Origin of the sequence: Ensifer sp. WSM1721 (assembly GCF_000513895.2) — a bacterium.
Classification (GTDB): Bacteria; Pseudomonadota; Alphaproteobacteria; order Rhizobiales; family Rhizobiaceae; genus Sinorhizobium.
Genome location: NZ_CP165783.1, coordinates 1,377,539 through 1,401,233, shown reverse-complemented (window position 1 = coordinate 1,401,233; position 23,695 = coordinate 1,377,539). Strand labels below are relative to the sequence as shown.

The window sequence follows — 23,695 nt, the reverse complement described above, 5'->3', positions numbered from 1 at the left end:
TTCCCCATATTGTTGCTCGGACGCGGCCGCTACGCACCGATCTTGGCGAATGTCCTCGCTTTTTATTGTCCGACTACGCTACTGCATGTTCCTTAGGCCGGAGCCGGTTTAAGGATAAAAACATGCAGCACTTCAAAGCGCTACAGCAACCTTCGTGCGTCTGAAAAGACGCGGGCGCTGCACGGGTTCTTGCGCGAGTTGACTGCTGTCAACTCGGGTGATCGTCTCTCCGACCGGCCGCTGCCCCCGAAGCGGCCGGTCGGACGCGATGCCGCTGCCGTTCCCTCTTGGTGGAGAACAGAACGGCAGCGGGTCGCCAGAGCAGATCAATCCGCGTACTGGCCGGCGGCCTCGATCACCGGCTTCCAGCGCGCGATCTCGCTTTCAAGCTTGGCCTTCAGCGCCGCCGGAGTGGCGTCCGCTTCGCTTGACGGTTCGGTGCCGAGCTCGCCGAAACGGGCAACGACGTTCTCGTCCTTGAGCGCCTTCTGCAGCGACTTCGACAGGCGGTCGGTGACTTCGGCCGGCGTGCCCTTCGGCGCGTAGATGCCGTGCCAGATACCAACCTGGAAGCCTTGAAGACCGGCTTCTTCAGCCGTCGGCAGGTCCGGGAAGATCTTCAGCCGCTTGGGCGAGGTCACGGCATAGGCCTTGATCGTACCGCCCTGGATCTGCTTCGTCGTGTTCGTCGTCTGGTCGCACATGATGTCGACCTGGCCGCCGAGCAGGTCCGTCATCGCCGGGCCGGTGCCCTTGTAGGGCACGGTCGTGAGCTGCGTGTCGATGGCATCCATGAACATCATACCGCAGAGATGCGATGCCGCGCCGATGCCGGCATTGGCGACGGTGACCGTGTCCTTGTTGGCCTTGGCGTAGTCGATCACGCCCTTGAGATCGGTCGGCTCGAAATCCTTGCGGGCGACGATCGTCATAGGCACTTCGGTGACGAGCCCAACATATTCGAAGGCATTCAAGGTGTCATAGGCGAGCTTGCGATAGAGCGTCGCGCTGGTGGCCATGCCGATATGATGCAGAAGCAGCGTGTAGCCGTCGGGATCCGCCTGAGCGACGCGACCGGCGCCGAGCGTGCCGCCGGCACCGCCGACGTTCTCGACGATGATCTGCTGCCCGAGGTCCTTCGACATGGACTCGGCGACGAGACGGGCGACCGTATCGGTCGGACCGCCGGCCGAGAAGGGCACCACCATCGTGATCGTGCGCTCCGGATAGCCTTGAGCGCTGGCCGAGGCGGCAAAAAGGGAAACGGCGGCGACGGCGCCCAGAAGCGCGTTCAGAATCTTCATCTTTTCCTCCCGGATGAATTGTCGACCAGCCGGCATGGATCCTCCCGCACCGGTTCTGGCTTCACCCATTTAGCAAACGGGATTTTACCACAGACAACTGCCGCCCGAGGTCGTTTCCTGCATTTCCCGCGTCCGGCGGCGAAAGATGGGTGGAATCGGAAACAAAAGCGCCAGGCAGTGGGTGGATTTCCACACATCGCGCATTGCCCACACTGACCTCGGCCAGACATAGCGGCTGACAAACCTGTGACCCATGACTCCATGTGTTACCCATGTCTCCGGTACGTACACCCACAAGGGGAGGGGCCCTGTCCAACGCCGGCAGCGCCTCAGCCTCGCCAGATCATCCGTCAAATACCGGTGCGCCGCTTGAGGTAGAGAATTTCCGGCTCCGTCAGCGGGCGGCTCGCCCCCTTCGGCAAGTCGCCGAGCCGGATCTCGCCGATCGAGACGCGGATGAGGCGCAGGCATTCGAAGCCGAGGACGTCGAGCATGCGGCGGATCTGCCGGTTGCGCCCTTCCTCGAGCTCCACCTCGATCCAGCTGTTCTTCTCGCCGCCTCTCAACGGGTGGACGCTCTTGGCCTTCAGCGTCTCACCGCCCTCGGCCACGCCTTCCACCATCCGCGCGGCCATCGCCTCGTCGAAGAGGCCGCGCACCTGGACATGATAGACCTTGCCGAGATGGATCGCCGGATCGAGCAGGCGCTGCGCCAGCACGGTGTCGTTGGTGAAGAGAAGGAGCCCCTCGCTCGCCTTGTCGAGCCTACCGACCGGCGAGAGGAATCGTGCATCGACCGCATCGAGGCAACTGAAGACGGTCGCCCGCCCCTCGGGATCGTCGCGCGTCGTGACGAGCCCGCGCGGCTTGTTCAGCATCAGATAGATCTTCGCTTGCGCGGCCACCGGCTCGCCATCGACGGCGATCTTGTCCTCCTCGATGTCGACCCAATGGGAAAGATCGGTCGTCTTCCTGCCGCCGACGCTGACGCGACCGTCTGCGATTAGCTTCTCCGCCTGCGCTCTCGAACAATAGCCGAGCTTGGAAAGCGCGCGCGGTAGCGTGACGCGTTTGCCCGCGCGCTCGCCGGTATGCGCATGATCGCGATTCCTGCCCGCCGCCCGTGCCTGCCGCTTCACTCGTCAAATCTCCGCACTGTCATTCCAAGTGCATCTCGCCAAATCCATCTCGCGAAGTCCACCTCGCATCCCATTTCCATCTGGCACAATCAGCGCCGCCCGGCCAGAGGTGAGCCCGGATCACCGAAGCCCGATCGTCAGTGCCAGATGACATCGCCCTTGGAAAAGTCCATTTTCTGCCTTCAGAACGAAGCTGGATTGCGGCTATATCCGCAAGGTCATCGTTCTTCGTGCGGCCGCGATCAGGTGACGCGGATCCGTATCGGGGGTCGTCAGAGGGAAATGCCGATGCCTGAAAAGATGGATCTCCGCGTCCGCACGCGTCGGTTTGCGGGGCCGGGACGCGCCGCCTCGGCGCTTGTCGCGCTCTTGCTGCTGGCGGGCTGCGGCGGCCATGCGAAGGGCGTGATGACGCCGGTGGCTTTGGCGAATCCGGCTACGACGTCCCAGGTCGACATGCTTGTCGCGACGACGCGCCAGCCCTCGGGCGACCCGGCCACATTGTTCTCCGGCGAACGAAGTCCGACGCTTTCGCTGACGGATGTCGCGGTCTCGATCCCGCCGGATTCGCGGCGCAAGCCCGGCACGGTGCAGTGGCCGCGCCGGCTGCCGCCCAATCCCGAGACCGATTTCGCCGTGACGCGCGTGCGCGAGCTGGCGTCGCGCGACGAAGCGCGGAACTGGTTCCGCGAGCACACCGCCGACGGGCATGTGCTACTGTTCGTACACGGCTTCAACAACACCTATGAGGATTCCGTCTTCCGGCTGGCGCAGATCGTGCACGATTCCGGCGCCCAGGCGACGCCGATGCTGTTCACCTGGCCGTCGCGTGCGCGCGTGCTCGACTACAACTATGACAAGGAGAGCACGAACTATTCGAGGACCGCGCTCGAAGATGCCCTGTGGTCTCTGGCGCGCGCGCCTGACGTGAAGGACGTTACGATCCTCGCCCATTCGATGGGAACCTGGCTGACGATGGAATCCCTTCGCCAGATGGGCATCCGCGACGGAGGGGTCGCGCCCAAGATCAAGAACGTGATCTTGGCATCACCGGACATCGATCTCGACGTCTTCGCGAAACAATTCGTGGAGCTTGGCGAGCGGCGGCCGAAATTCACGATATTCGTGTCGCAGGACGACCGGGCGCTGGCCCTGTCGCGCCTCATCTCGGGCGACGTCTCGCGACTGGGCGCGATCGACCCGACGGCCGAGCCCTATCGCACCCAGCTCGAGCAGGCCGGCATCACCGCGATCGACCTCACAAAGGTGCGATCCGGCGATCGTCTGAACCACGGCAAATTCGCCGACAGCCCCGAGATCGTGCAGTTGATCGGCCAGCGCATCGTCAAGGGGCAAACCTTGACCGATTCCCAGATCACGCTCGGGGACGGAATAAGCGCCGTCGTCGCCGGCACGGCCAAGAATGTCGGCACCGTGGCGGCCGCGACCATCTCCGCGCCGGTGAAAATCCTCGAAGAGCCGGTGCCGCGCAGGAAGCGCCCGAAGCTCGGCGAGACCTTGCAGGGCGACACGGGCACGGCCGCCGCGCCGAACTGAGTGGGTTCTCGTCTCGCTCGGGCTCAGCGATCGGCTTGAAACTAGGTTCTGTTGACAAAGTGCTGTTGCCAGTGCGATCCACAGCGTGAGGGGGACGCCATGACGACACTTAGGATTTACGATCTCAAGCAACACGTCCTCGCTCTTGATCTCAGAGACTTACTGCGGCTTTTGGCACCTCGGTCTTTGGAGGCAAATTGGACAGTTTCGACCGTCAAGTCATCCAAACCTGGGCACGAATGGTTCGAGGCCACAGGTGAAGGCGGCGAGCAACTGGAGGAATTGGCGCAGGACGACGCCCGGCTTTCGGGCTCCGATCTAGCAGCCCTGGCTGAGAAGACGCGGCAGGTTATCTGGGGCGAGTTTGTCGGCTCGGGACCGACGCAGTCAGGCAAGACATGGGTTACGATCCGAGCCGTCGACAGCACGTTCTACGAGATCGATACTGACGATGAGACGGTGCTGAGTAAGATCAGCTCGACCTACAAAAACGTGCGAACTGGGGAGGCTGCGATTACATCATGGCTTGTGGACCGTTCCGGTGAATGATGGCAGCCAGACGCGAACGGCAGCCAGAGCAAGGATAGCAGCGAACGACCTTGCCGTTTTATCATGGCGGGTGGCTACGCGCCGAAACTGCTTGAGCTTGCTGAACAGGCGCTCGATACGGTTTCGATCCTTATAGGCCCGAAAGTCGCAGACGGGCGACTCTTTTCTGTTTGCCTTCGGCGGTATAACGGGCCTGATCCCGTGGACCAGCAGTTCTTCACGCAGGAAGCCGCTGTCATTGACCAAAAGCTTCCTTATAAGTCCACCTTTAGCGCTCGCTGCCTGTGAATGGCCTCGAACCGTGGTGCTGTCGATCATGTGCTGCCAGTCGTCGGTTAGCCCCAACTCGACAAGCGTTTCGAGAAGTCCATCCCACACGCCTTGTTCCGCCCAACGACGGAAGCGGACATAGACGGAGTTCCACTTGCCGTAGCGCTCATGCATGTCGCGCCAGGGGCAGCCGATCCGAAGAACATGCAGCATCCCGTTGAGATATCGCCGGTTGTCGTGAGAGGGGCGAGATTTCCTCCCACGCTCGGTAGGCAGCAGCCCCTCCATGATCCGCCATTTCAAATCCGTCAGATCGCCACGAGCCAAACCCGCCTCCTAAAAGACAGTCTTGAATCATGCCTCCACTGATTTGGGAATCCACTTTGTCAACAGGGCCTAGGGTCGCCTGTTCACACTGCGGCGAGCAGGAGCTCGACGCGGCTCCAGGTGAGACGGGCGGCTTCTGCATCGTAGTCAGGAAGCGTGGCGTCGGTATAAAGATGGCCAGGACCCGGATAGGTGAACACTTCAAGAGCGATCGGCGACCGTCCGGCCGCGGCGCGCCAGGCGGCGACCTCGTCCGCCGGCTCGAAGGGGTCCGGATCGGCGAGGTGAACCTGGACCGGCAGGCCGCTTCGCGCATTTGCCGGAATCTCGGCGATGCTGTGGAGGAAGAGGATGGCGGCCGTCTCGGGCCGCTTCGCCCAGAGGCTCGCCGCGACGGCCGCGCCCATCGAGAAACCGCCGAGAACAGCGGTTGCCGGAAGCCCCGCGACGGCACGCTCCGCGCGCTCGCAAAGGTTCGGCCAGCCGATCTCGTCCTTGAAGGCGAAGCCCTCTTCCATCGAGGTGGCGACGCGGCCGTCGTAGAGATCGGGGGTGGCGACGTCGTGCCCCGCCGCCCGGAGACGCTCGGCAGCGTCGCGCTCGAGCGAGCGCAAGCCACGGACGGAATGGAAGAGGATCACTGTCGCCATCGTCACCAACCTCGCCTAAATATGGTTGCGGCAGTTGAGGATGATGCACGCGTGCGGGCAACACCCGGCGCTCCTTGGGGGCGTTGCAATGTTGTCCTCGGAGCCGAGGGACCCGTGCCATCCAATGGCCTTGCGCTTGAAGCCCAGTGGTTCTGACGCTATATTGCGTCAATGAAATCGGCAAAGGTGAATGTCATGGGTCTCGCCCAGTATTCGGAGGATGGAGTTTTCGCCCCGCGCAAGATCGCCGAGGCCTTTCGAACGACGAGCGAGGAAGTCGCGCGCACGGTGGGTCTCGGAAAGGACGCTATCCAGCGGAAGGACCGCGTCCGGTCGGACAAGACACAGCGGCGGCTCCGCGAGATGATCGAGGTCGTCAACAAGGTCGAGCCCCGATTTGGCTCGGCTTTGATGGCCTATGCCTGGTACCGGTCCGAGCCGCTTCCCGGCTTCTCCGGCCAGACGGCCATGCAACTCGTCCGCAGCGGCCGGGGCGAAGAGGTGCTCGACTATATCGACGCTGTCGATGCCGGCGTGCACGCTTGACCCCGTGCGATGCGTTATGAAGGAAAGCTCTATCGAGCGCTCAATCCCATCTATGCGCGCGAGCCGCTCTCGGGCCGCGGCGCTGAACTCCATGGCGGCCGCTTCAATCCGAAGGGCGTCCAGGCACTCTATTGCTCCCTGTCGGTGATGACGGCGTTGAGGGAGGCGACCCAGGTGGGCAACCTCCAGCCAACGACGCTTGTCTGCTACGACGCCGAGATCGAGCGTGTCTTCGACAGCCGGGAGGAAGCGGCGCTTGCCGACGAGGCCATGGATGCGGCGGCGCTCGGGGACGCCACATGGCGTGACCAGATGAAGACCAGCGGAGAGGCCAGGACCCAGTCTTTCGCCCGGCGGCTGATCGCCGCTGGCTATCATGGTCTCATCGTCAGGAGCTTCGCTCCCGCGGCGAGCCGTGATGACCTCAACCTCGTGCTCTGGAAATGGGGTGATGCCGCCCCATGCCGTCTCACGCTGATCGATGACGAGAGCCGCCTGTCGAGATAGCCGTCGCGGACCTTAGACCGCTGCACACTTTGGGCCACATGCATTGGTCATAAACGTGATCGATTCTAATAAGTTAACGGCATGCGGGCGGAAAACCGCACACACTCCTTCTGCTAGGCTGGCAAGTGCCGCCGTTTGCCCACAAGGAGCGGCCCGTATTCGAAAGCGAAAAGCGCGAAGGCGAGGATCCAGAGCACGCCGGAGACGCTGTAAAGGGCAACCGTGGCATCGGGGAACATTTCGGCCAGCGGCCGCAGAACCGCTGCTAGCACGACGCAGGCATAAGAAGCCGTGGTCAGGCGCGAGGCCCGTCAGCGGATGGCCCGTGTGACCGCGGCTTGCGCGCGTCATGACCGCCAGCATCATCGAGGGCCGGCTACGTCAGGTGATTTCACCTGACTGCCAAATGCTCTAGCTTGTGCGACTGCCTGACAGCGTTGAAGATGTGGGGATCCCGGGCCGTGGGCGATACGGGGAGGTGAGGTTCACCCGCTCGGTGCACAAAGGCTGCCGCCAGAGGTTTTGCCGGGTGACATGCGCTAGGCAAAGAAGCGGAAATCACGTCCCATCGGTTGCCAGAACAGCCCTGATTTCTCTTAGGCGAATGTCGAGTGTGTTGTGAGCGGCCTGCATGAGGTCCATGTCATGCATGTGACTGATGGCCGCCAGCTCGTTCATCAGATCGCCGATGATCACGTCAACGCGCCGAGGAGCACCCGTCGCATCCTCCATTATGCTTGCCTCAAGTTGCTCAAACGATCCCCCAAGCGCACGGTAGAGCTCGAGCGCCGCGAACAGGAGGTTTCTCTGGCGCTGTGCAAGGTCGCTCACCGACGCTTCTCCACTGCGCGCCGCCATCAGTCGCACAGCTTTGTTTTGGAACTCGCTCATCCTCACCAACTCAGAACGTGCTTGACATACATCGCCTACGCCACGGCTCGAAAACGCCGGCTAGCGGAAGAATTTGAAATACGAGGCAATCTGCGCTGTGGTGTTGGACGACAGTTTGAGCTTTATTCCTATCCTGTCCCCTCTGGTCCAACGAACGATCCCGGTCAGAAGGCCGAGCTCCTCGCTGCGTATCGTGACTTCTTGTCCGGTTTGGGCGCCGATGTCGAAGAGGAGCTGGAAACAGATGCCCTCTTCCGAAAGGTCTCTAACGATACCGTTGCTTGACCCGGTCTTGCAGCTAACGTTGCCGGTGATACTCGTCCGGGTGCGCGAAGCGACGCGCTGAACGTTGCCCTCATGAATCATGTCTTCCTCCGCACTCTAACTCGAGGTAGCTCAGTTCGACATATCTCGGCTATTCTGAGACGTCGTTGAGAAATGGTCCAGGATCGTCGATCGTCGGTAATGGAATCTTATCAATACAGTTTTGTTGCAACTGCGCTATACTGCACGCAAAACGTTTATTAGTTCCTAATTGAAGAATTGACAAAATACATGTTCTGCTTGTCGGGCCGTTCGGCGGTATAGGACCGGTGGCATTCGCAGCCGGGCTTTCGGCTACTGCATGTTTCCTTAAATCGTACCCGATTTAAGGACAAAAAAATGCAGCAATTCAAAGTGCTACAGCGTCCTTTGTGCGTCTGAAAAGACGCACGGCGCTGTATTGCGGCAACTTATCTTCAGCGGACGGGGAGCGCGTCGCCGCCAGACGCTGCCGACTGGGTCGCCTTCGGCTGTGCGGTATTATTGACCTGCGTTGTCGGCGAAGTGCTCCGGATGGCGAGACGCGCCATCGAGCATACAGAGGCTGTCGTCACAGCCTGTGATGCGCATCTGAGATCGATTTTGGACACGGCCGCCATCCGCCGGCCTGCATCTATTCCCATCTTTGCTGAACTAATCGGCTTCGTCGGCCGAGTCCGCGTTGAGGAGGCCGTATTTCTTGTCGCCGATTTGCGAGAGCAGATCGAGCTGCGTTTCGAGAAAGTCGATATGACCTTCTTCGTCGCTTAGCAGCTCTTCGAACAATTTCATCGAGACGTAGTCTCCGGCCTGTCGACAGACATCACGGGAGGCCATGTAGGAGTTCCGGGCGTCGTACTCGCCGGCGAGATCGGCTTCCAGGACTTCCTTGACGTTTTGACCTATGCGCAGCGGCGCAACCGCCTGGAGGTTGGGATGGCCTTCAAGGAAGATGATGCGGACCACAAGCTTGTCCGCGTGGTGCATTTCTTCGATCGACTCCTCGCGCTCTCTCTTGGCGAGCTTCGTGTAGCCCCAATTTTCGACGAGGCGATAATGCAGCCAGAATTGGTTTACCGCCCCCAGCTCGAGAAACAACGCTTCGTTCAGACGCTCGATTACCTTCGGATCCCCTTTCATCGGACGCTCCTCCGCGCGAGTTGTCGATCCGCAACTTTAATCCCTGCGGGCTGTCTATGTCGAGGTTTGTTAGAACCATTCTAAATCACTCCAGAAAACACCTTCGAGCGCGGCCCTGAGCAGGGGCTGAACGGCATGGCGAGTCTTTTGATGGAGTCGAATGGGCTCGGCGCGTGGCACCGCAAGCAATGCTCACATGACGTGACGCGCATATTCGAAAGAAGCCCGGATCGTGACAATCCGGGCTCAATCATGTTCAAACTTTATCTATTGCAATATTAAGCATCGACACAGCAATGCTTCTTCCCTCGCCGAAACAGCAAGCTCTAAGGGCAATTCGGGAAGATGTGCCGTTGCAGAAAGGATATTATCCGAAAGTCTTATAGAAACAATAAAAATTAATGGGTCTGACGATTCATCATACTAAACGCGTATTATTCGGGACGCGCATTCTGACGATCGAGCTTGCAAGAAACGCCTGCCACGGCCGAACGGCCGGAGGCGAATGTTCGACTGACAAACAGTGGACGTGGCGACGGGAGCTATCCTACGTCCATCACGGCGGCCGCTATTGCGGCCGCCGTGGCGTCAATCTCCGAGCGCTGCAGCAGGATTACCGCGCATGTCCAAGCCGATATCATCCTCCAGGATCCGCGGCTCGAGACTCTACGCGATGAACTCACCATCCCTGTCGGTGCGGACCCGCAGGAGTGAGCGGCGTCGCTCACCTTTCGGCTTGCGCCAAGGGGAACTGCCACGTGCCGTCAAGGACCTCCGCTCGCGGCTTGAAGAGACGCACCGTGTAATTCCACCCTTCGGTGATCGGAATGCAGTTCTGCACTTCGCCACCGCACCCACCGAACTGGATTGTGACCGAGCCGTCCGCCGCTTTTCTCGCCGTGATGCTGTTGACCGAATAGACATCATCCAGGTTCGGCTGGAGGTAACCCTGGCTGTTGTAGACCGTAAGCGACCAGAAGCCGTCGACGGGCACCTCGCCGACGGTCAGCTTGTAAATCGTCTCTCCGTCATTCCGGGCTGGCGTGATCGGAAGATAGAGCCCGTCCTTTTCGGGATTGCCGCCCCACAGCATCGCGGTTCCGATCAGATGCTTCACAGGATCGACCTGATGCTCGTTCGCACCGAACATGCCGCGTGTATCGGAAATCGTGGTTGCGAGTTGCTGCAGCGCCGATCTGATCTTTTCCAGGCTCGCCTTGTCCCAGTTGGGCACTTCGAACTTACCTGAGTTTTGCTGCGTGAGCGTGATCGCATCCTGCAGCGCATGGACCTCGCGGACGTCCTTCTCGCTCGCGAAATCGACGAGGAAACGGACGACAACGATGGCATAGCGGGTGCCGACCCTATCCTTTGTCAGCGTATGAGGGCCTGGCTCATAAAAGGTCGCCGGCGTGTATTGATCCTGGTTGACGACCTGCATCCCCATATAGCGCTTGCCGGCGTCCGGCAGCGTGACCGTCACCGGCCCGGCGTCGAGGTCGAGGAGCGCGAAGGAATACAAGGTGTCGCGGTTTGGGCGGGGTATGCCCTTCTGCACGGGCGCGGAAAGCTCGCGGCCATGGCCGAACTTTCCCAAGCCGCCAGTCATGGCCACCCCGGCAAAATAGACGTCGGTCTGTGCGCGATTGTAGTTCTCGACGGTGACCGGCTCAGCCGACGGGGCCGGCATTTGTGCGGACGCGGTGGAACTAGCTAATACTACTGTCATGGCTGCCAAAACTCTCGTGCTGGTCTTTTTCATGGTGTCCATCATTCGAGGGGATTCTTGATAGACCTCGATCTAAGCTGACCAGGAATGGAAATGAAGGCGCACAATTGACAAGCAGCCTCTCACATATGATAGGGTCCGCGCATGGATCTCAACGCCACGCGCATGTTTGTTGCCGTCGTCCAGGCGGGCAGCCTTTCGGCGGCGGCGGGTCGTCTCGGAATCCCACTGGCGACGCTCAGCCGTCGCATACGCGATCTCGAACGGCAGCTCAAAGTGCAGTTGCTGGAGCGATCGGCCCGGGGCGCGAAGCTTACCGATGCTGGAACGCGGCTCTATGAGCACGCCGGGCGCGGCATCGAAGCGCTGCTCGAGGCGGAGCAGGCCGTGGTGAGCGATCAAGCGCGCCTCAAAGGGCGCCTGCGGCTATCCTTGCCGCAGACCTTCAGGCCGTGGTGGGAGTTGCTCTCGGCTTTCCAGCGTCGTTATCCGGACATCCAGGTTCACGTCTATTCGACCGAGCGTCGGGTGGATCTGGTCGAGGACGGCATCGATGTGGCTCTTCGTGTCGGCGCAATCGTCTATGAGTCGATGGTGGCACGGCACGTCCTGTCCTATCGCAATGTTCTCGTTGCCAGCCCGGAGCTGGTGCAGCGGTTCGGCCTGCCGACAGAACCGCAGGAGCTTCATGCCTTCCCATGTGCGGTCTGGGCCTCGCACGTCGATGTCCCTGTGCAGTGGGATTTTGGCGGACACCTCGTCAAACCAAACGCGGTGCTTTCCAGCAACGACTACGATCATCTATGCTGCCGGGCACTCGATGGTGACGTGGTAACCGAGTTGCCGCCCTTCCTGGCGGCCGCGCCAATTCGAGAGAAGCGTCTCGTAGCATTGCTGCCGCAATATCCGCTGCCCGAGTGGTCCATCCACCTGGTCTATCCGCCCCACCGGCACCAGTCGACCATCGTCAGGACATACCTGGACTTCTGCGGGACCTATCTGCCGAGAGTCCGGCGGGCCTGCGAAATCACCATTCCCACCTGAGGCATCGAATCCGTCGGCGAGGCCTTGTGCTGCAACGCGCGGCGCCGCGGAAACTACAGCGCCGTGCGTCTTTTCAGACGCACAAAGGACGCTGTAGCACTTTGAATTGCTGCATGTTTTTGTCCTTAAATCGGGTACGATTTAAGGAAACATGCAGTAGCATCCACCCCTCTACCGCCATCATCTCCGCCGAGCGGCGCAGAGTTGTTGTGCCCGGAAGGATCGGAATCCAATCCTCACCAGGACAAGCCGCCCGCGACTGCTGCATGCTAGTCATCGATGCGCCCGAGGATCGCTCCGGCCTGGACGTAGCTGCCTTCGGGGATGATGATGCGGAAGGTGCCGTCGCGGGGTGCGGTTATCGGCGTTTCCATCTTCATCGCTTCCATGACCGCAACCAGGTCGCCTTGCCGAATCCCGTCACCATCGGAGACTTTCCAGGCCTGCAGCATGCCGGCGATGGGCGCCACGAGGTCGCCCGGGTCAGACGTCGTGCTGGCGGCCGGAATGCTGCCGTTGCTTTGGAAAGGCGCGGCAAAGCCTGATAGGAGGGTGGAGGGAATGGCGAGTTCATGCCTCCGGCCGTCGATTTCGATATGGGTGCGCAACAGCGAGGGGTCCGGCGCGCGCTCCGGCCTGCTTGCGGCCTGCGGCATGTCCACGAACTCGGTTTCGATCCAGCGCGTATGAACCCTGAAGCCGCTCGTCCCGATGAAATCTTCGCTGTCGATGGCGGCGCGATGGAAGGGCAAGACGGTCGCCAACCCCTCGACACGGAATTCCGCAAGCGCCCTGCGGGCGCGTCTCAGCGCCTCCTCGCGGGTCGCCCCAGTAACGATCAGCTTTGCCACAAGCGAATCGAAGACGCCGGGAACGGCCGAACCGGCCACGACCCCGCCGTCCAGCCGGACGCCGGGGCCCGAGGGGGGCTCGAACACGGTGATCCGGCCGGGCGTCGGCAAGAAACCGCGGCCGGGGTCTTCGGCGTTGATGCGGAACTCGATTGCGTGCCCGCGCGGCGCCGGCGTTTCGGTGATCCCGAGCGCAAATCCGTCGGCAATGCGGAACTGCTCAATGACGAGATCGATGCCGGTCGTCTCCTCGGTCACCGGGTGCTCTACCTGAAGACGGGTGTTGACCTCGAGGAAAGAGATGGTGCCGTCAGCACCCAGCAGAAATTCGACCGTTCCGGCTCCCGTGTAGCCTGCGGCGGCGCAAATCGCCTTGGCGGCATCGTGGATAGCAGTTCGTTGACCGTCTGTCAGGAACGGGGCAGGGGCCTCCTCGACGAGCTTTTGATTGCGTCTCTGCAGCGAGCAATCGCGGGTACCGAGCACGAGCACGCTGCCATGGCGATCGGCAAGCACCTGCGCCTCGATGTGGCGCGGACGGTCCAGGAAGCGTTCGACAAAACATTCACCCCGTCCGAAGGCTGCCGTCGCCTCGCGGACGGCGGATGCGTAAAGCTCGGAGATTTCCTCGAGGCGCCGGGCGACCTTCAATCCCCGCCCACCGCCGCCGTGCGCCGCCTTGATTGCAATCGGAAGACCGTGCTTTTCGGCGAAGGCGATAGCCTCCGCCGCACTCTCCACCGGGCCATCGCTGCCGGCAACGAGAGGCGCCCCGACGCTCTCGGCAATACGCCGGGCTTGGACTTTGTCCCCGAGCGCCTCGATCACCTGCGGGTCCGGTCCGATCCAGGTTAGGCCGGCGTCGATCACCGCGCGCGCGAACTCCGCCCGTTCGGACAGGAAACCGTAGCCCGGATGAACGGCATCCGCGCCGGAGCGACGGGCTGCGTCGATGAGTTTTGCTATGTCGAGATAGGTCTCGTCCGGGCGGCTGCCCGAAAGACCGTAGGCCTCGTCGGCAAGCCGCGTGAAGAGGGCGTCCACGTCCGGGTCTGCATAGACGGCGACGGAGCCAAGGCCGTAGTCGCGGCAAGCGCGGATGATACGCACGGCGATCTCGCCGCGGTTGGCGATCAGCACTTTTTTCATCGATGCCTCCTCACTCCCTCACGCGCGCAGCACGCCGCATCGGCCGGATTTCGGCGAAGCGCGTGACGGGCCGGAACCTTATTTTTGCATTGACCGGGACCTGGCCGGCTAGATCGAGATGGTACTCGGCAACCGTGCCGATGACGGGGTAACCGCCTGTCAGCGGGTGATCGGCGAGGAAGAGCACCGGCTGGCCGTTGTGTGGCACCTGGATTGCGCCGGTCGCGGTGCCCTCGCTTGGCAATTCCGCCTTGTCGATGCGCTCCAGCGGCACTTCGCCTGAAAGCCGGAGACCGACGCGGTTGGACTGCGGCGTCACCAGCCAATCCTGCTCATGGAAGCGGGCGACGGCGGCCGCGGAGAACCAGTCGGTGCGCGGACCCATGATGACGTCGAGTGTGACCGTGTCGCCGGCGGCCGGCAAGTTTTCGGCCGGGACTTCCGAAAGCGATACGCTTTCCATCGGCGGGATTAGTTGTCGCAACGGCAGGACGGCGCCGGCCGACACCGGTTCAGGACCGATGACCGCGAGTGTGTCGGTGGCGGCGCTGCCGAGAACTCTCTTCACGTCGAAGCCGCCGCGAACCGAGAGATAGGAGCGTACGCCCTTCGGCGGATGACCGAGCGTCACGATATCCCCCGGTTCGAGCGCTATCGCCTGGCCGGCGGCGGCTTCGAAGCTTGCCCCTGAAAGATCCCGTACTGTAATCGGGCAAGGGGCGCCGGCGAGCGCGATAACCGCACGGCCGGAGCTTTCGAAGGAGAAGCCGCCGAGTGTGACCTCGAGACAAGCGAAGCCGTTGGGATTGCCGACGATGCGGTTTGCGGACTTCAGTGCTCCCTGATCAAGGGCGCCCGAAGCCGAGACTCCCTGGCCCGCCAGGCCGAAGCGGCCGAGATCCTGGAACAACGCGGGCATCGGGGCGGTGAGCACCGTCAAGCGGTTTCCGCTCCCATGAGCCGTTCCCTCGGTCACATCTCTTCGCGGCACAAGCTTAGAGGCGGATGGCGCCGGCATGGGGCGCTTGGACCGGTCGTAGAAACGCACACGAGTGCCGGGCTCAAGGAGCGCCGGCGGATCGCGCGCCAGGTCCCACATTTTCAGCGGCGTCACGCCGATGATCTGCCAACCGCCGGGGCTCGCCTGCGGATAGACACCGCTGAAGGCACCCGCGAGCGCGACGGAGCCCGCCGGAATGCGTGTGCGCGGTGTCTGGCGGCGAGGCACATGCAGGGCGGGGTCGCCGCCGACGAGATAGGCGAATCCAGGGGCAAAGCCGCAGAAAGCAACGGTGAACTCGCTTTGCGTATGGCGCCGGATCACCTCCTCGACGCTGAGCCCCGTCAGCCGGGCAACTTCTTCCAGGTCCTCGCCGTCGTAATGCACGGGGATTTCCACGAGCCGCTTGGATGGAGCGATGCGGGCGGAGAGATCACGATCGGCGATAGCCCCCGCGATCTCTTCCGCCGATACGCGTTCCGACCGAAAGCGGAGCATCAGCGTGCGTGCGGCCGGCACCATCTCCTCGACGCCGTCGATGGGATCGGCTGCGAGCGAGGCGAAGAGCGCCAGTGTTTCGTCCAGGTCGGCGAGCTCCACCAGAAGTGTCGTCAGGCTGACGGGAAGGAAGCGCATCGTGACCTCAGGTGTAATAGGCGGAATCGGGGACGTCGGTGATGAACATGTCCCCCGGCGCGTGGGTGATCGCGAAAGGAACACGGGAGGCCATGACCGCCGCCTGGGGCGTGACCCCGCAGGCCCGGAAGACGGGGACCTCGCCCGCCTCGATGCGCACCGGAGCGCCGAAGTCCGGCTTTGCCCGATCCCGAGATCGGCTCGACCGCGCTAGCACGATAACGCGCCGCCGCAGCATCGAGGTGGCGAAGAGCTTCTTTCGCGTGCATTCGATCCTCCTCACGCGGCGCTTCGTGCGAGGAAGGATCGTATGGCGATGCCTTCCGCCTCGAAGGTCCGGCGGATTTCGCGGGCGATCGCCACGGCGTCGGCGCTGTCGCCGTGCACGCAGATGGATTTCGCATCGATACGGATCACGCTGCCGTCGATCGCCTCGATCGTGCCGTCCTTTGCCAGCCGCAACATTCGTTGTGCGATGGCCGCGGGATCGTGCAGCACGGCACCCGGTTCGCGGCGGGAAACCAGGTGTCCCTCCGGCGTATAGGCCCGGTCGGCGAACGCTTCGGCGACCACGTTCAGGCCCGCCTTGCCTGCGAGATCGAGGATCGGCGCGTTTGCGAGGCCCATCAGCACCAGCGAGGGATCGATCGCCTTGATCGCCTCTATGACCGCTGCACCTTGCTTGGCGTCGGTCGCGATGCGGTTATAGAGTGCCCCGTGCGGCTTGACATAGCGGATCTGCGTGCCGGCTGCGGCTGCGATGCCCTTGAGCGCGCCGATTTGGTAGATGACGTCCGCGACGAGCTCGGGGCTCGTCACGTCGATGTCGCGCCGGCCGAAGCCTACGCGGTCGGGGTAGGAGACGTGGGCGCCGATCGAGACGCCCCGTTCTGCCGCCGCCTTAACCGTTTTCAGTATGCCGGCCGGGTCGCCCGCGTGAAAGCCGCATGCGACATTCGCACTGGACACGATGGAAAGCATCGCCTCGTCGTCGCCCATGCGCCAGGCACCGTAGCTTTCGCCGAGATCGCTGTTGAGATCGATCGCCGTCATGGTCCTGCCTCCCTTATGGATTGATGAGCGAGAAGATAGGCCCGAACCGATTTATAGCCCATGTACCATCCTTCCTTTGACCAGGAACATCATCCCAGAGTGAGTTGGGCTCATCCAGCAATCAGCTTGGTCGCCTTTTCACAATTCTGTCAAGATTGTTCAACGATTTTATTGGTTCGTTCTACACTTCTCCGCATGCGGAGGGGAGCGGCCGTTGACCGCCGTGAACATGGGCAATGAAGCAGCCGAGACGCACATGTGCTTGCTTGCGATGGATTGTTCAACGATATTCCAGCCGCGTCGCGAATCCATCGGCGGGGCGCCGGTATGAGCATAAGATCACGAGCCGCGAAGTGCGTGCCGTGCACGGGCACGGAAAACTCACGCGTGCCGAGGAGATTTATGACCAAGCAGGATAAAACACTCACCTTGGCGCCGCGGCTGGCAGAGCAGATCCGCAACAAGCTTATCGCCGGAGAATTGAAGCCCGGCCAGCGCTTGTCGGAGGCGAGTCTGAGCTCCGATCTCGACGTGTCACGCAACTCGCTGCGTGAGGCGTTTCGGCTGCTGACCAAAGAGGGGCTGCTGCGACACGAGCCGAACAGGGGCGTATTCGTGGCAACGCCGAGCATGGCCTCGATCATCGACATTTACCGCGTTCGCCGAGTGATCGAGTGCCGGGCGCTGGAGCAGGCCTATCCGCAGCACCCGGCCGTCGCCCGCATGCGCCTTGCGGTCGACAAGGCGCTCGAATACCGCGCGGCGAACGATTGGGTCGGAGTCGGCAGCGCCAACATGGCTTTCCATGCGGCGATCGTCGATCTCGCCGACAGCGCTCGACTGAACGTGTTCTACGGTCAGATCGCTGCCGAACTGCGTTTGAGCTTCGGACTGCTGGAGGACCTCGAATTCCTGCACGCTCCCTATGTGGAGATGAACGCTGCCATTCTCGCGCAGGTGGAGGCGGGAAAGATGGCCGAGGCTGCAGCCGCGCTTGAAGCCTATCTCGCCCACTCCGAACGCACGGTGCTTGCCGCCTTTGCTCGCATCTCCGAAGCCGGTGCTTAACAACGGACGTGCGTCGCACCGGCAGCGCGCAATGGATAGCGCCCAGAGGACGGCTCTGGCAGGCGTCCAACCTCAGCGAGTAGCGGAAGAGGCGGTCGCCATCCGCGTCGACAGAGCATTTTTATCATGGATAAGGGACTTCATTATTCCGGTAGTTTCCTCGGCAACCAGAGCCACGCGATGATCCCGACCGCGAGCATAAGCAGGCCGCCGGCAGCGACAGCCACATGCAGGCCCGTAAGGAACGCCTGCTTGGCATGGAGCACCGTCTCGGCGGTAAGCGCCGGCTGATCCAGAGTTTCGTTAAGCGTGCCGGCCACATCAGGGCCGAGCAGCCGAAAGCTGAGTGCCGCCAGAGAGCCGAGCAACGAAATCCCCAGTGCGTTGCCCAGCTCGTTGCTGGTTTCTGCGATAGAGGCTGCCGCGCCGGCGCGCTCTGGCGGCACCGCCGAAACCGCGACCTCGGCCACCAGGCTGAACGACAGGCCATAACCGATGCCGGCAATCATGCTCGAGGCGATGAACACCCCGATACCGGCTTCGGTGCCTGTGAACAGCAGCAGGAATACGCCCGCGCTGATGAGAAGATGCGTGGCGACCAGCGCGGGCTTGCGGCCGATGCGCTCGACGATCCGGGCTGTGCCCACGCAGACCGCCGTCAGCACCATTGCGCCTGGCAGGGTCAGTAGCGCGGCCGAAAGGACGTCGAACCCCAGGACCGATTGCAGATAGATGCCGGAGAGATATCCAGCGGCGGCCCAGACGACCAGCGACAAAAGGCCGGTCAGGATCGCAATGGAGAAGATGCGGTCCCGGAAGAGGCTGAGGTCGAGCAGCGGATATTCGATCCGCGTCTGTCTCTGCAGGAACAGCGCGAGGACGACGATGCCGACGATCCCGGCGGTTGCTTGCGCTACCGTGAAGCCATGGGCGGCAGCGGCCTTGACCGACCACGTGAACAACAGGATGCCCGCGAAGGACAGCAGCAGGCTCGGGAGATCGATGCGCCCGTAATGCGTGGAGCGCACTTCGCGCAGCAGGATCGGCGCGGCGATCAGGAAGGCGATGACGACCGGGACGTTGATCACAAACACGCTCCCCCACGTATAATGCTGGAGCAGAAGCCCGCCGACGACCGGGCCGATTGCGAAGCCGGCTGAAAAAGTGGCGGCGAAGATGCCGATGACTTGCGCGCGCAGCCGGGGATCGGGAAACAGGGCGCTGACGATCGCAAGACCCGAGGGCAGCAGCGTGGCGCCGCCAAGGCCCATCAGGGCGCGGAACGCGATCAGGGTTTCAGGCGCCTGCGCATAGGCAGCGCCGAGGGACCCCATGCCGAAGACGACGGCACCTACCATGATCAGCTTCAGCCGGCCGTAACGATCGCCGATATTGCCGAAGGTGATCAGCAGCGATCCGACCACGAAGCCGTAGATGTCGAGAATCCAGAGAGCCTGGTCGGCGGTGGGTGTGAGCGCGGAGGTCACGCGCGGCATCGCAAGATAGAGAATGGAACCGTCCATGGCCACGATCAGGACCAGTGGCAGCACCGCCATGAGGCCCAGCCATGCCTTCTGGTCAACGGGGCGGGAAAGGGAAGCATCGGTCATTTGGCAAAGATCCTCCTTCTACGGCGCGCTGAGGCACGCCGCTTCAGCCGCCGGCAACGAGCCCGGCGGAGTGGTTGCGGTTAAGGGGTGGCTTCTATATACTTAAGGTAAGTTACTTTTGGTATATAGACATGTCAAGCACATCGGAAAAAGACCGGCATGCGCCGAAGCGCCTTCGCCTCAGCCGCGAGGAGCGGCTCCGCCAGCTCCTGGACGTCTCGTGGCGGCTGGTGCGGGAGGAAGGCACGGACGCCCTGACGCTCCCGAGGCTTTCGGAAGAAGCCGACGTCACCAAGCCGGTCGTCTATGACCATTTCGGCACGCGCAATGGTTTGCTGATCGCGCTCTACAAGGATTTTGATGCGCGACAGACGGCGATCATCGACGCGGCGCTCGAGGCACGCGAGCCGACACTGGAAGGGACTGCAAGGGTCCTCGCCGCGGCCTATGTCGAATGCGTTCTGGCACAAGGGCGCGAGATACCCGGCGTGCTCGCCGCCCTGGCCGGTTCACCCGAGCTGGAAGGGGTCAAGCGGGATTATCAACGGATCTTTCTCGAGAAATGCCGAAAGGCGCTGGCCTCTTTCATCGGCCCACGAGGCGTTCCACAAGCCGGCTTCTGGGCCATGCTCGGAGCCGCCGACGCCCTGTCCCATGCCGCCGCTACCGGCGAGATCACCGCCCGACAGGCAGAGGACGAGCTTTTCGAGACGGTCCTCGCGATGATCGCCAGAAGCTATCGCTGAGTATGGTCAACAGCAGAAGCAGGCACGCCGAAGGGCCGGGTGGGGCTTTGCCGTCCGTTGTTGCGAAGGAGAGATTCTTGAAACGACCAGGCTGAGGCAAGGTAGTAAACGAACCGCCGCCAATTGCTTTCTGGCGACTATTACGCTTGGCGTGGTGTGGTGGACGCAGCTGACAGTCTGCACTTTCTCAAGTAGCGCTTCTTTACAACGAGTGCGAAGTAGTTGCACTCTAAATAGTGCTATGGGAGTTAGAAGTGCCAATGGCGCTCTGGAGGGAGACACATGGCGAACGTGAGATTCACAGCAACCGGTACGGACAAATATCTGAAGGTCACAGATAATCTAAACGACGCTGCGGAACCCAAGATTAAGCTTCAGCGGGCTCAGGCCGGAGAACCACCGTTTGAGGTTTCCGTTTCTACGTTCGATGGGAAAACTGGTGAAGTAAAAATCGAAGTTAGCAGGAACGGTACCGACTACAATATTCATGATCCTCGAATGACAGTACGCGACCAAGAGCTATATCCAATTGACGACTCAAACCTCCCGCCACAGGCAAGCTGATAATATAGTTAAGGGCAGGGAGCCGAAGGTTAAGCTTCAAAAGCTTAACGGTCCTGCCTTTGAGGTCGCCGTCTCAGCGGAAACGGGAAAATAGTACGTCAAAGAGGAAGTTTGAAAGGACGACGCCGGCTACAAGCTTCGTCAACGATGCAAGCCCTCCAAAGGAGAGAGGCTGAGAAACCTGCACCTCCACGAGTCCGTTGCGTCATGACGTTTGCTGCTTCTCTACTGCGTGTTTCCTTAAATCGTAGCCGATTTAAGGACGAAGGATGCAGCAATTCAAAGTGCTACAGCGTCCGTTGTGCGTCTGAAAAGACGCACGGCGCTGTAGCGAAGCGAATTCCCGGAGCGATAAAGCGCTAGCCTTGAGTTCCACCACCGCGAGTCAGCCGACCGCTCCGATGAGCTAGAGCCATACTATTGCCGTAAGTGTTAGGGCTACGATTTCCCGGAAGATTTGCGTTCAAGACGAGCTCCTCAGCCAGGTCGGCACTTGTCGAAAGCTCCATCATCTGGGTCTTTTTCGTAATCTGCCACATGAAATATCCACTGTTCTCGTAACCGCATCCTTTCGCGGGCGCTTTGGTCGTGTGTGGGGAGAACACAAAGAGTTTCGGCTTATCGAAACGATAGCAGTATCCTTCGTACGCATATCCATAGATCACAGCAATCTCCATCTCCTGTGGATCTACAGCAACGTCTGAACCAAAAGGTACAACAGCCAGCTTAAGCCTATTTCCGTCCAACGGCAGATATGCAGCGTTGTTTTCGACGTTAAGTCTTACGCCATAGAGAGTGATCTGATCCGGCCGATAAGTCCGCGGATTCGGCGGCGCTGGATGAGTTTCATACTGCATATCAATTCTCCCCCTGAACCGGTTCGTGGTTGACGCTGTCCCGATTTTTCCGGCGGCTGACCGGACCTGCGAGCCCGATTGCCTGGCCGTAGAACTTCCGTTGACGCTGGCGATGTCTTCTCCTTCGCCATGCGCCGTTACTCACAGGATCTCGCGCCACGCAAAGTTGTCGGCGATGCTGTGGACAAAGCGGTTCGCGCGCCCGGTTTCGGCGGCGTGGATCATTGCCTCCGCCGCTCCGCGATAGTCGAGCGTGTGCGGCTCCAGCTCATCCCATGAACGCACCAGGATTTCGCCGACGAAATCGCGCGCCTCTTCCAGCGCCGATTTCAAGGCGAACACCCGGTCGTCATTGACGCCGAGCGAGGCGGAAAACAGTTCCTCCATTTCCTCGTCCGAAAGCTCGTTCCTGAGGTCGCGGAAGTCGCGCGGATCGAGATCGGAAAGCCCGCGCTCGAAAAGCAGGACTTGGTAGATCTCCACCAGGACGTCGAACAGCGCGCCTGCGAAGGGTTTGGAGAGGTCGTGCACCTCGGCGCAGACGTCCCTCATCCTCAGCGAATGGCTGAACAGGCGCACCTGCTTTTCGTCGCAAAGCTCTCCGAAGCGGTCGAGTTCGTTGGTGATCAGGAGATTGCCGCGCGTCCGGCGCAGAAGCAGGTCGAGCGCCGTGTCAAAGTGTAAAAGGCCGATGAGCGCGATGAAATCAGCGGCCGCTTCATGGTAGGCGAAGTATTCATGCGGCGGGTCAAACTGGGGCGCGCCCATCACGCCGAAGATGATCAGGTGCCCAACCTCATGCGCGACAGCATCGAAGTTGAGCGCGAAGGGGTGCGGCTCGCCCCGCGACTCGTCCTCCCCCATCTCCAGAAAACCGTAGCCTGACTGCGCGTTGTCCCAGCGCAGCCGCGGCACAATTTCGAGACGGCCGTGAGTCGATTCAAAGAACCAGGGGATATCCCGCCCTAGATAACTCTCGCAAATGTCGAGCGTGCGGCGGACGCAGGCGTAGACATGCGCCGCCTCGAATTCCGGCGTACCGATTTGGATGTGGTCGAAGTGACCGTCCGGACCCGCCACCGTGCGCGGCTTCAACGCGCCGGCGTAGGGGGGCAGATAGGGAAACTGATAGGGTTGTTTATCGACCATCGGGTCGATCACATACATTCGGCTGTCGGCCGGCCCGGGGCCGATTCGGTTTGGAGGCGTGGAAACCCAGATCGTCTCCGGCCGCTCATAGCCCGGAATGAACGGAGGCTGCGGGAAAACGAGAAAGCGGGTTCCAAGACGCGAAGCCGTCGAATTCAACTCTGACGGCCATTGTCCGGACGCATCCATCCAGGCGGCTCCCCTCGTTTTTAGGATGGTGTAAAGTCTTCCCCAAGTTGAGGAAGATGACGCGAGGTCTTTCTTAAGTCAACTTCCCTCATCCGAAAGAATTAATTTGATATCATCGCTCCAAAGCCCTGCCGCGTCGAGATCGTATGCCCATGCCTCGGTCAGGCGGAAGGGCGGAGCGTTCAGAGGTCTTCCAACAAATCCCGAGCCGCGGGCCAGTTTCGTCAACAGTCCGATCGCGTCCTCACGCTTGCGGTCGAGTGCCCCCGACGGCAGCCAGTCCGCCAGGCGATCCAGAGCGACTGCCGATGCTTCGGAAAAGGTAGACCGCGCATCGGCGAGTAGGCGGGGATAGCTGCGTTCGACGAAGTGCGTGTCGCGCGCCAACGTTTCGAGCTTGCTCCGCTCGTCGGCAGTTACGATGCCAGCGTGCATTGCGCGGCGTAGAGTGAGGCGGATATTGATAAGTGCTTCGCTCAGTGGAGCAGTGCCGAGCTCAGGGGGACTCATCGCGACCGCAACCTCATCGTCGTCAGCGAGGGGCGTCATCGAGTACCACCGATAGATGAAGCCGTAGCCCTGCATGCCGAAAGCGGAGAGTTCAGCCGCCCGGAGCGCGCCCATGCTTGCCGCCCCGAATACCGGGATGCCTTTCGCAAGCGCCCAGAGGACCTCCTTGTGACGCACCGCCGGCACCCGTCCGAACGAGCCATCGATTAGGACGAGCGCCCGAGGCAAATATTCCCGCACCGCACGCACGACCGATCCTTGCTCGGCCGGCGGCAGGTAAGTTGCGTCGAGAATTCCGGCAGCCTCGGCGCGCGATAGTGTCGGACCGAGGAAGACGACCAGTTCGCTCACCATTGC

At 61.6% G+C, this 23,695-nt stretch carries 23 protein-coding genes and 2 pseudogenes; 8 read left to right on the top strand and 17 right to left on the bottom strand.

Annotation, left to right across the window (positions count from 1 at the left end; translation table 11 throughout):
• Positions 1-326 precede the first annotated feature (326 nt).
• Complete coding sequence (locus M728_RS24140) at positions 327-1,304, bottom strand: tripartite tricarboxylate transporter substrate-binding protein (protein ID WP_026621155.1); 978 nt, start codon at positions 1,302-1,304, stop codon at positions 327-329.
• Between the two features lie 350 nt (positions 1,305-1,654).
• Positions 1,655-2,443 (bottom strand): pseudouridine synthase, encoded by a 789-nt coding sequence (locus M728_RS24135; protein ID WP_026621154.1) that lies wholly within the window; start codon positions 2,441-2,443, stop codon positions 1,655-1,657.
• A gap of 288 nt (positions 2,444-2,731) precedes the next feature.
• On the opposite strand from M728_RS24135, the gene M728_RS24130 reads away from it, so the two are divergent.
• Together M728_RS24130 and M728_RS24125 are read left to right on the top strand one after the other, a co-directional pair.
• Positions 2,732-4,000 (top strand): alpha/beta hydrolase, encoded by a 1,269-nt coding sequence (locus M728_RS24130; RefSeq protein WP_084044539.1) that lies wholly within the window; start codon positions 2,732-2,734, stop codon positions 3,998-4,000.
• A 99-nt stretch (positions 4,001-4,099) separates the two neighbouring features.
• A complete protein-coding gene (locus M728_RS24125) occupies positions 4,100-4,549 on the top strand; it encodes a hypothetical protein (RefSeq protein WP_034883766.1) in 450 nt (149 codons plus the stop codon).
• Here the strand turns inward: M728_RS24125 and M728_RS24120 are convergent.
• Positions 4,520-5,146: an IS5 family transposase gene (locus M728_RS24120; RefSeq protein WP_026621152.1), complete on the bottom strand. Its 627-nt coding sequence runs from the start codon at positions 5,144-5,146 to the stop codon at positions 4,520-4,522. The two genes, M728_RS24125 and M728_RS24120, sit on opposite strands and share 30 nt — an antisense overlap.
• Before the next feature lie 83 nt (positions 5,147-5,229).
• Positions 5,230-5,796, bottom strand: a complete 567-nt coding sequence (locus M728_RS24115) for a dienelactone hydrolase family protein (protein WP_026621151.1) — start codon at positions 5,794-5,796, stop codon at positions 5,230-5,232.
• Positions 5,797-5,991: 195 nt separating this feature from the next.
• Between M728_RS24115 and M728_RS24110 the strand changes: the two genes are divergently transcribed.
• Both M728_RS24110 and M728_RS24105 read left to right on the top strand, forming a co-directional pair.
• Positions 5,992-6,342: an MbcA/ParS/Xre antitoxin family protein gene (locus M728_RS24110; RefSeq protein WP_026614753.1), complete on the top strand. Its 351-nt coding sequence runs from the start codon at positions 5,992-5,994 to the stop codon at positions 6,340-6,342.
• Between the two features lie 9 nt (positions 6,343-6,351).
• Positions 6,352-6,849, top strand: a complete 498-nt coding sequence (locus M728_RS24105) for an RES family NAD+ phosphorylase (RefSeq protein WP_026621150.1) — start codon at positions 6,352-6,354, stop codon at positions 6,847-6,849.
• Positions 6,850-6,962: 113 nt separating this feature from the next.
• Here M728_RS24105 and M728_RS24100 read toward each other — a convergent pair.
• The 5 genes and pseudogenes from M728_RS24100 to M728_RS24080 all read right to left on the bottom strand — a co-directional run.
• A pseudogene (locus tag M728_RS24100) lies at positions 6,963-7,218 on the bottom strand (NnrS family protein); the annotation flags it as partial.
• A 189-nt stretch (positions 7,219-7,407) separates the two neighbouring features.
• Complete coding sequence (locus tag M728_RS24095) at positions 7,408-7,680, bottom strand: hypothetical protein (protein ID WP_245269706.1); 273 nt, start codon at positions 7,678-7,680, stop codon at positions 7,408-7,410.
• Positions 7,681-7,800: 120 nt separating this feature from the next.
• A complete protein-coding gene (locus tag M728_RS24090) occupies positions 7,801-8,106 on the bottom strand; it encodes a PilZ domain-containing protein (RefSeq protein ID WP_026621148.1) in 306 nt (101 codons plus the stop codon).
• Positions 8,107-8,697: 591 nt separating this feature from the next.
• Positions 8,698-9,183: a bacterioferritin gene (gene bfr / locus M728_RS24085; RefSeq protein WP_026621147.1), complete on the bottom strand. Its 486-nt coding sequence runs from the start codon at positions 9,181-9,183 to the stop codon at positions 8,698-8,700.
• A 724-nt stretch (positions 9,184-9,907) separates the two neighbouring features.
• Complete coding sequence (locus M728_RS24080) at positions 9,908-10,912, bottom strand: DUF1254 domain-containing protein (protein ID WP_370906486.1); 1,005 nt, start codon at positions 10,910-10,912, stop codon at positions 9,908-9,910.
• A 144-nt stretch (positions 10,913-11,056) separates the two neighbouring features.
• On the opposite strand from M728_RS24080, the gene M728_RS24075 reads away from it, so the two are divergent.
• Positions 11,057-11,956 (top strand): LysR family transcriptional regulator, encoded by a 900-nt coding sequence (locus M728_RS24075; protein ID WP_026621144.1) that lies wholly within the window; start codon positions 11,057-11,059, stop codon positions 11,954-11,956.
• Between the two features lie 269 nt (positions 11,957-12,225).
• Here the strand turns inward: M728_RS24075 and M728_RS24070 are convergent, their stop codons facing one another.
• The 4 genes and pseudogenes from M728_RS24070 to M728_RS24055 all read right to left on the bottom strand — a co-directional run bounded on the left by M728_RS24070 (position 12,226) and on the right by M728_RS24055 (position 16,645).
• Positions 12,226-13,956 carry a biotin carboxylase N-terminal domain-containing protein gene (locus M728_RS24070; RefSeq protein ID WP_026620890.1) on the bottom strand — a complete coding sequence of 577 codons (1,731 nt, stop codon included), beginning with the start codon at positions 13,954-13,956 and terminating at the stop codon, positions 12,226-12,228.
• 10 nt (positions 13,957-13,966) lie between these two features.
• Positions 13,967-15,592: a 5-oxoprolinase/urea amidolyase family protein gene (locus M728_RS24065; RefSeq protein ID WP_026620889.1), complete on the bottom strand. Its 1,626-nt coding sequence runs from the start codon at positions 15,590-15,592 to the stop codon at positions 13,967-13,969.
• A gap of 7 nt (positions 15,593-15,599) precedes the next feature.
• Positions 15,600-15,785: pseudogene (locus tag M728_RS24060) on the bottom strand (D-glutamate cyclase family protein); the annotation flags it as partial.
• An 86-nt stretch (positions 15,786-15,871) separates the two neighbouring features.
• The gene (locus tag M728_RS24055; RefSeq protein ID WP_026620887.1) at positions 15,872-16,645 is read right to left on the bottom strand and encodes a LamB/YcsF family protein; all 774 of its coding nucleotides are present in this window, start codon (positions 16,643-16,645) and stop codon (positions 15,872-15,874) included.
• A gap of 402 nt (positions 16,646-17,047) precedes the next feature.
• On the opposite strand from M728_RS24055, the gene M728_RS24050 reads away from it, so the two are divergent.
• The gene (locus M728_RS24050; RefSeq protein WP_026620886.1) at positions 17,048-17,713 is read left to right on the top strand and encodes a GntR family transcriptional regulator; all 666 of its coding nucleotides are present in this window, start codon (positions 17,048-17,050) and stop codon (positions 17,711-17,713) included.
• 143 nt (positions 17,714-17,856) lie between these two features.
• Here M728_RS24050 and M728_RS24045 read toward each other — a convergent pair whose 3' ends face one another.
• On the bottom strand, positions 17,857-19,323 hold the full coding sequence (locus M728_RS24045; RefSeq protein ID WP_026620885.1) for an MFS transporter: 1,467 nt from the start codon (positions 19,321-19,323) through the stop codon (positions 17,857-17,859).
• Between the two features lie 131 nt (positions 19,324-19,454).
• On the opposite strand from M728_RS24045, the gene M728_RS24040 reads away from it, so the two are divergent.
• Together M728_RS24040 and M728_RS24035 are read left to right on the top strand one after the other, a co-directional pair.
• Positions 19,455-20,069: a TetR/AcrR family transcriptional regulator gene (locus M728_RS24040; protein WP_026620884.1), complete on the top strand. Its 615-nt coding sequence runs from the start codon at positions 19,455-19,457 to the stop codon at positions 20,067-20,069.
• Positions 20,070-20,351: 282 nt separating this feature from the next.
• Positions 20,352-20,633, top strand: coding sequence for a hypothetical protein (locus M728_RS24035; RefSeq protein ID WP_026620883.1), 282 nt, complete (start codon positions 20,352-20,354; stop codon positions 20,631-20,633).
• Between the two features lie 359 nt (positions 20,634-20,992).
• Here M728_RS24035 and M728_RS24030 read toward each other — a convergent pair whose 3' ends face one another.
• The 3 genes from M728_RS24030 to M728_RS24020 all read right to left on the bottom strand — a co-directional run bounded on the left by M728_RS24030 (position 20,993) and on the right by M728_RS24020 (position 23,692).
• The gene (locus tag M728_RS24030; protein WP_026620882.1) at positions 20,993-21,490 is read right to left on the bottom strand and encodes a hypothetical protein; all 498 of its coding nucleotides are present in this window, start codon (positions 21,488-21,490) and stop codon (positions 20,993-20,995) included.
• Positions 21,491-21,631: 141 nt separating this feature from the next.
• On the bottom strand, positions 21,632-22,828 hold the full coding sequence (locus M728_RS24025) for a hypothetical protein (protein WP_026620881.1): 1,197 nt from the start codon (positions 22,826-22,828) through the stop codon (positions 21,632-21,634).
• A 78-nt stretch (positions 22,829-22,906) separates the two neighbouring features.
• Positions 22,907-23,692 (bottom strand): TfuA-like protein, encoded by a 786-nt coding sequence (locus tag M728_RS24020; RefSeq protein ID WP_026620880.1) that lies wholly within the window; start codon positions 23,690-23,692, stop codon positions 22,907-22,909.
• Positions 23,693-23,695: the final 3 nt, after the last annotated feature.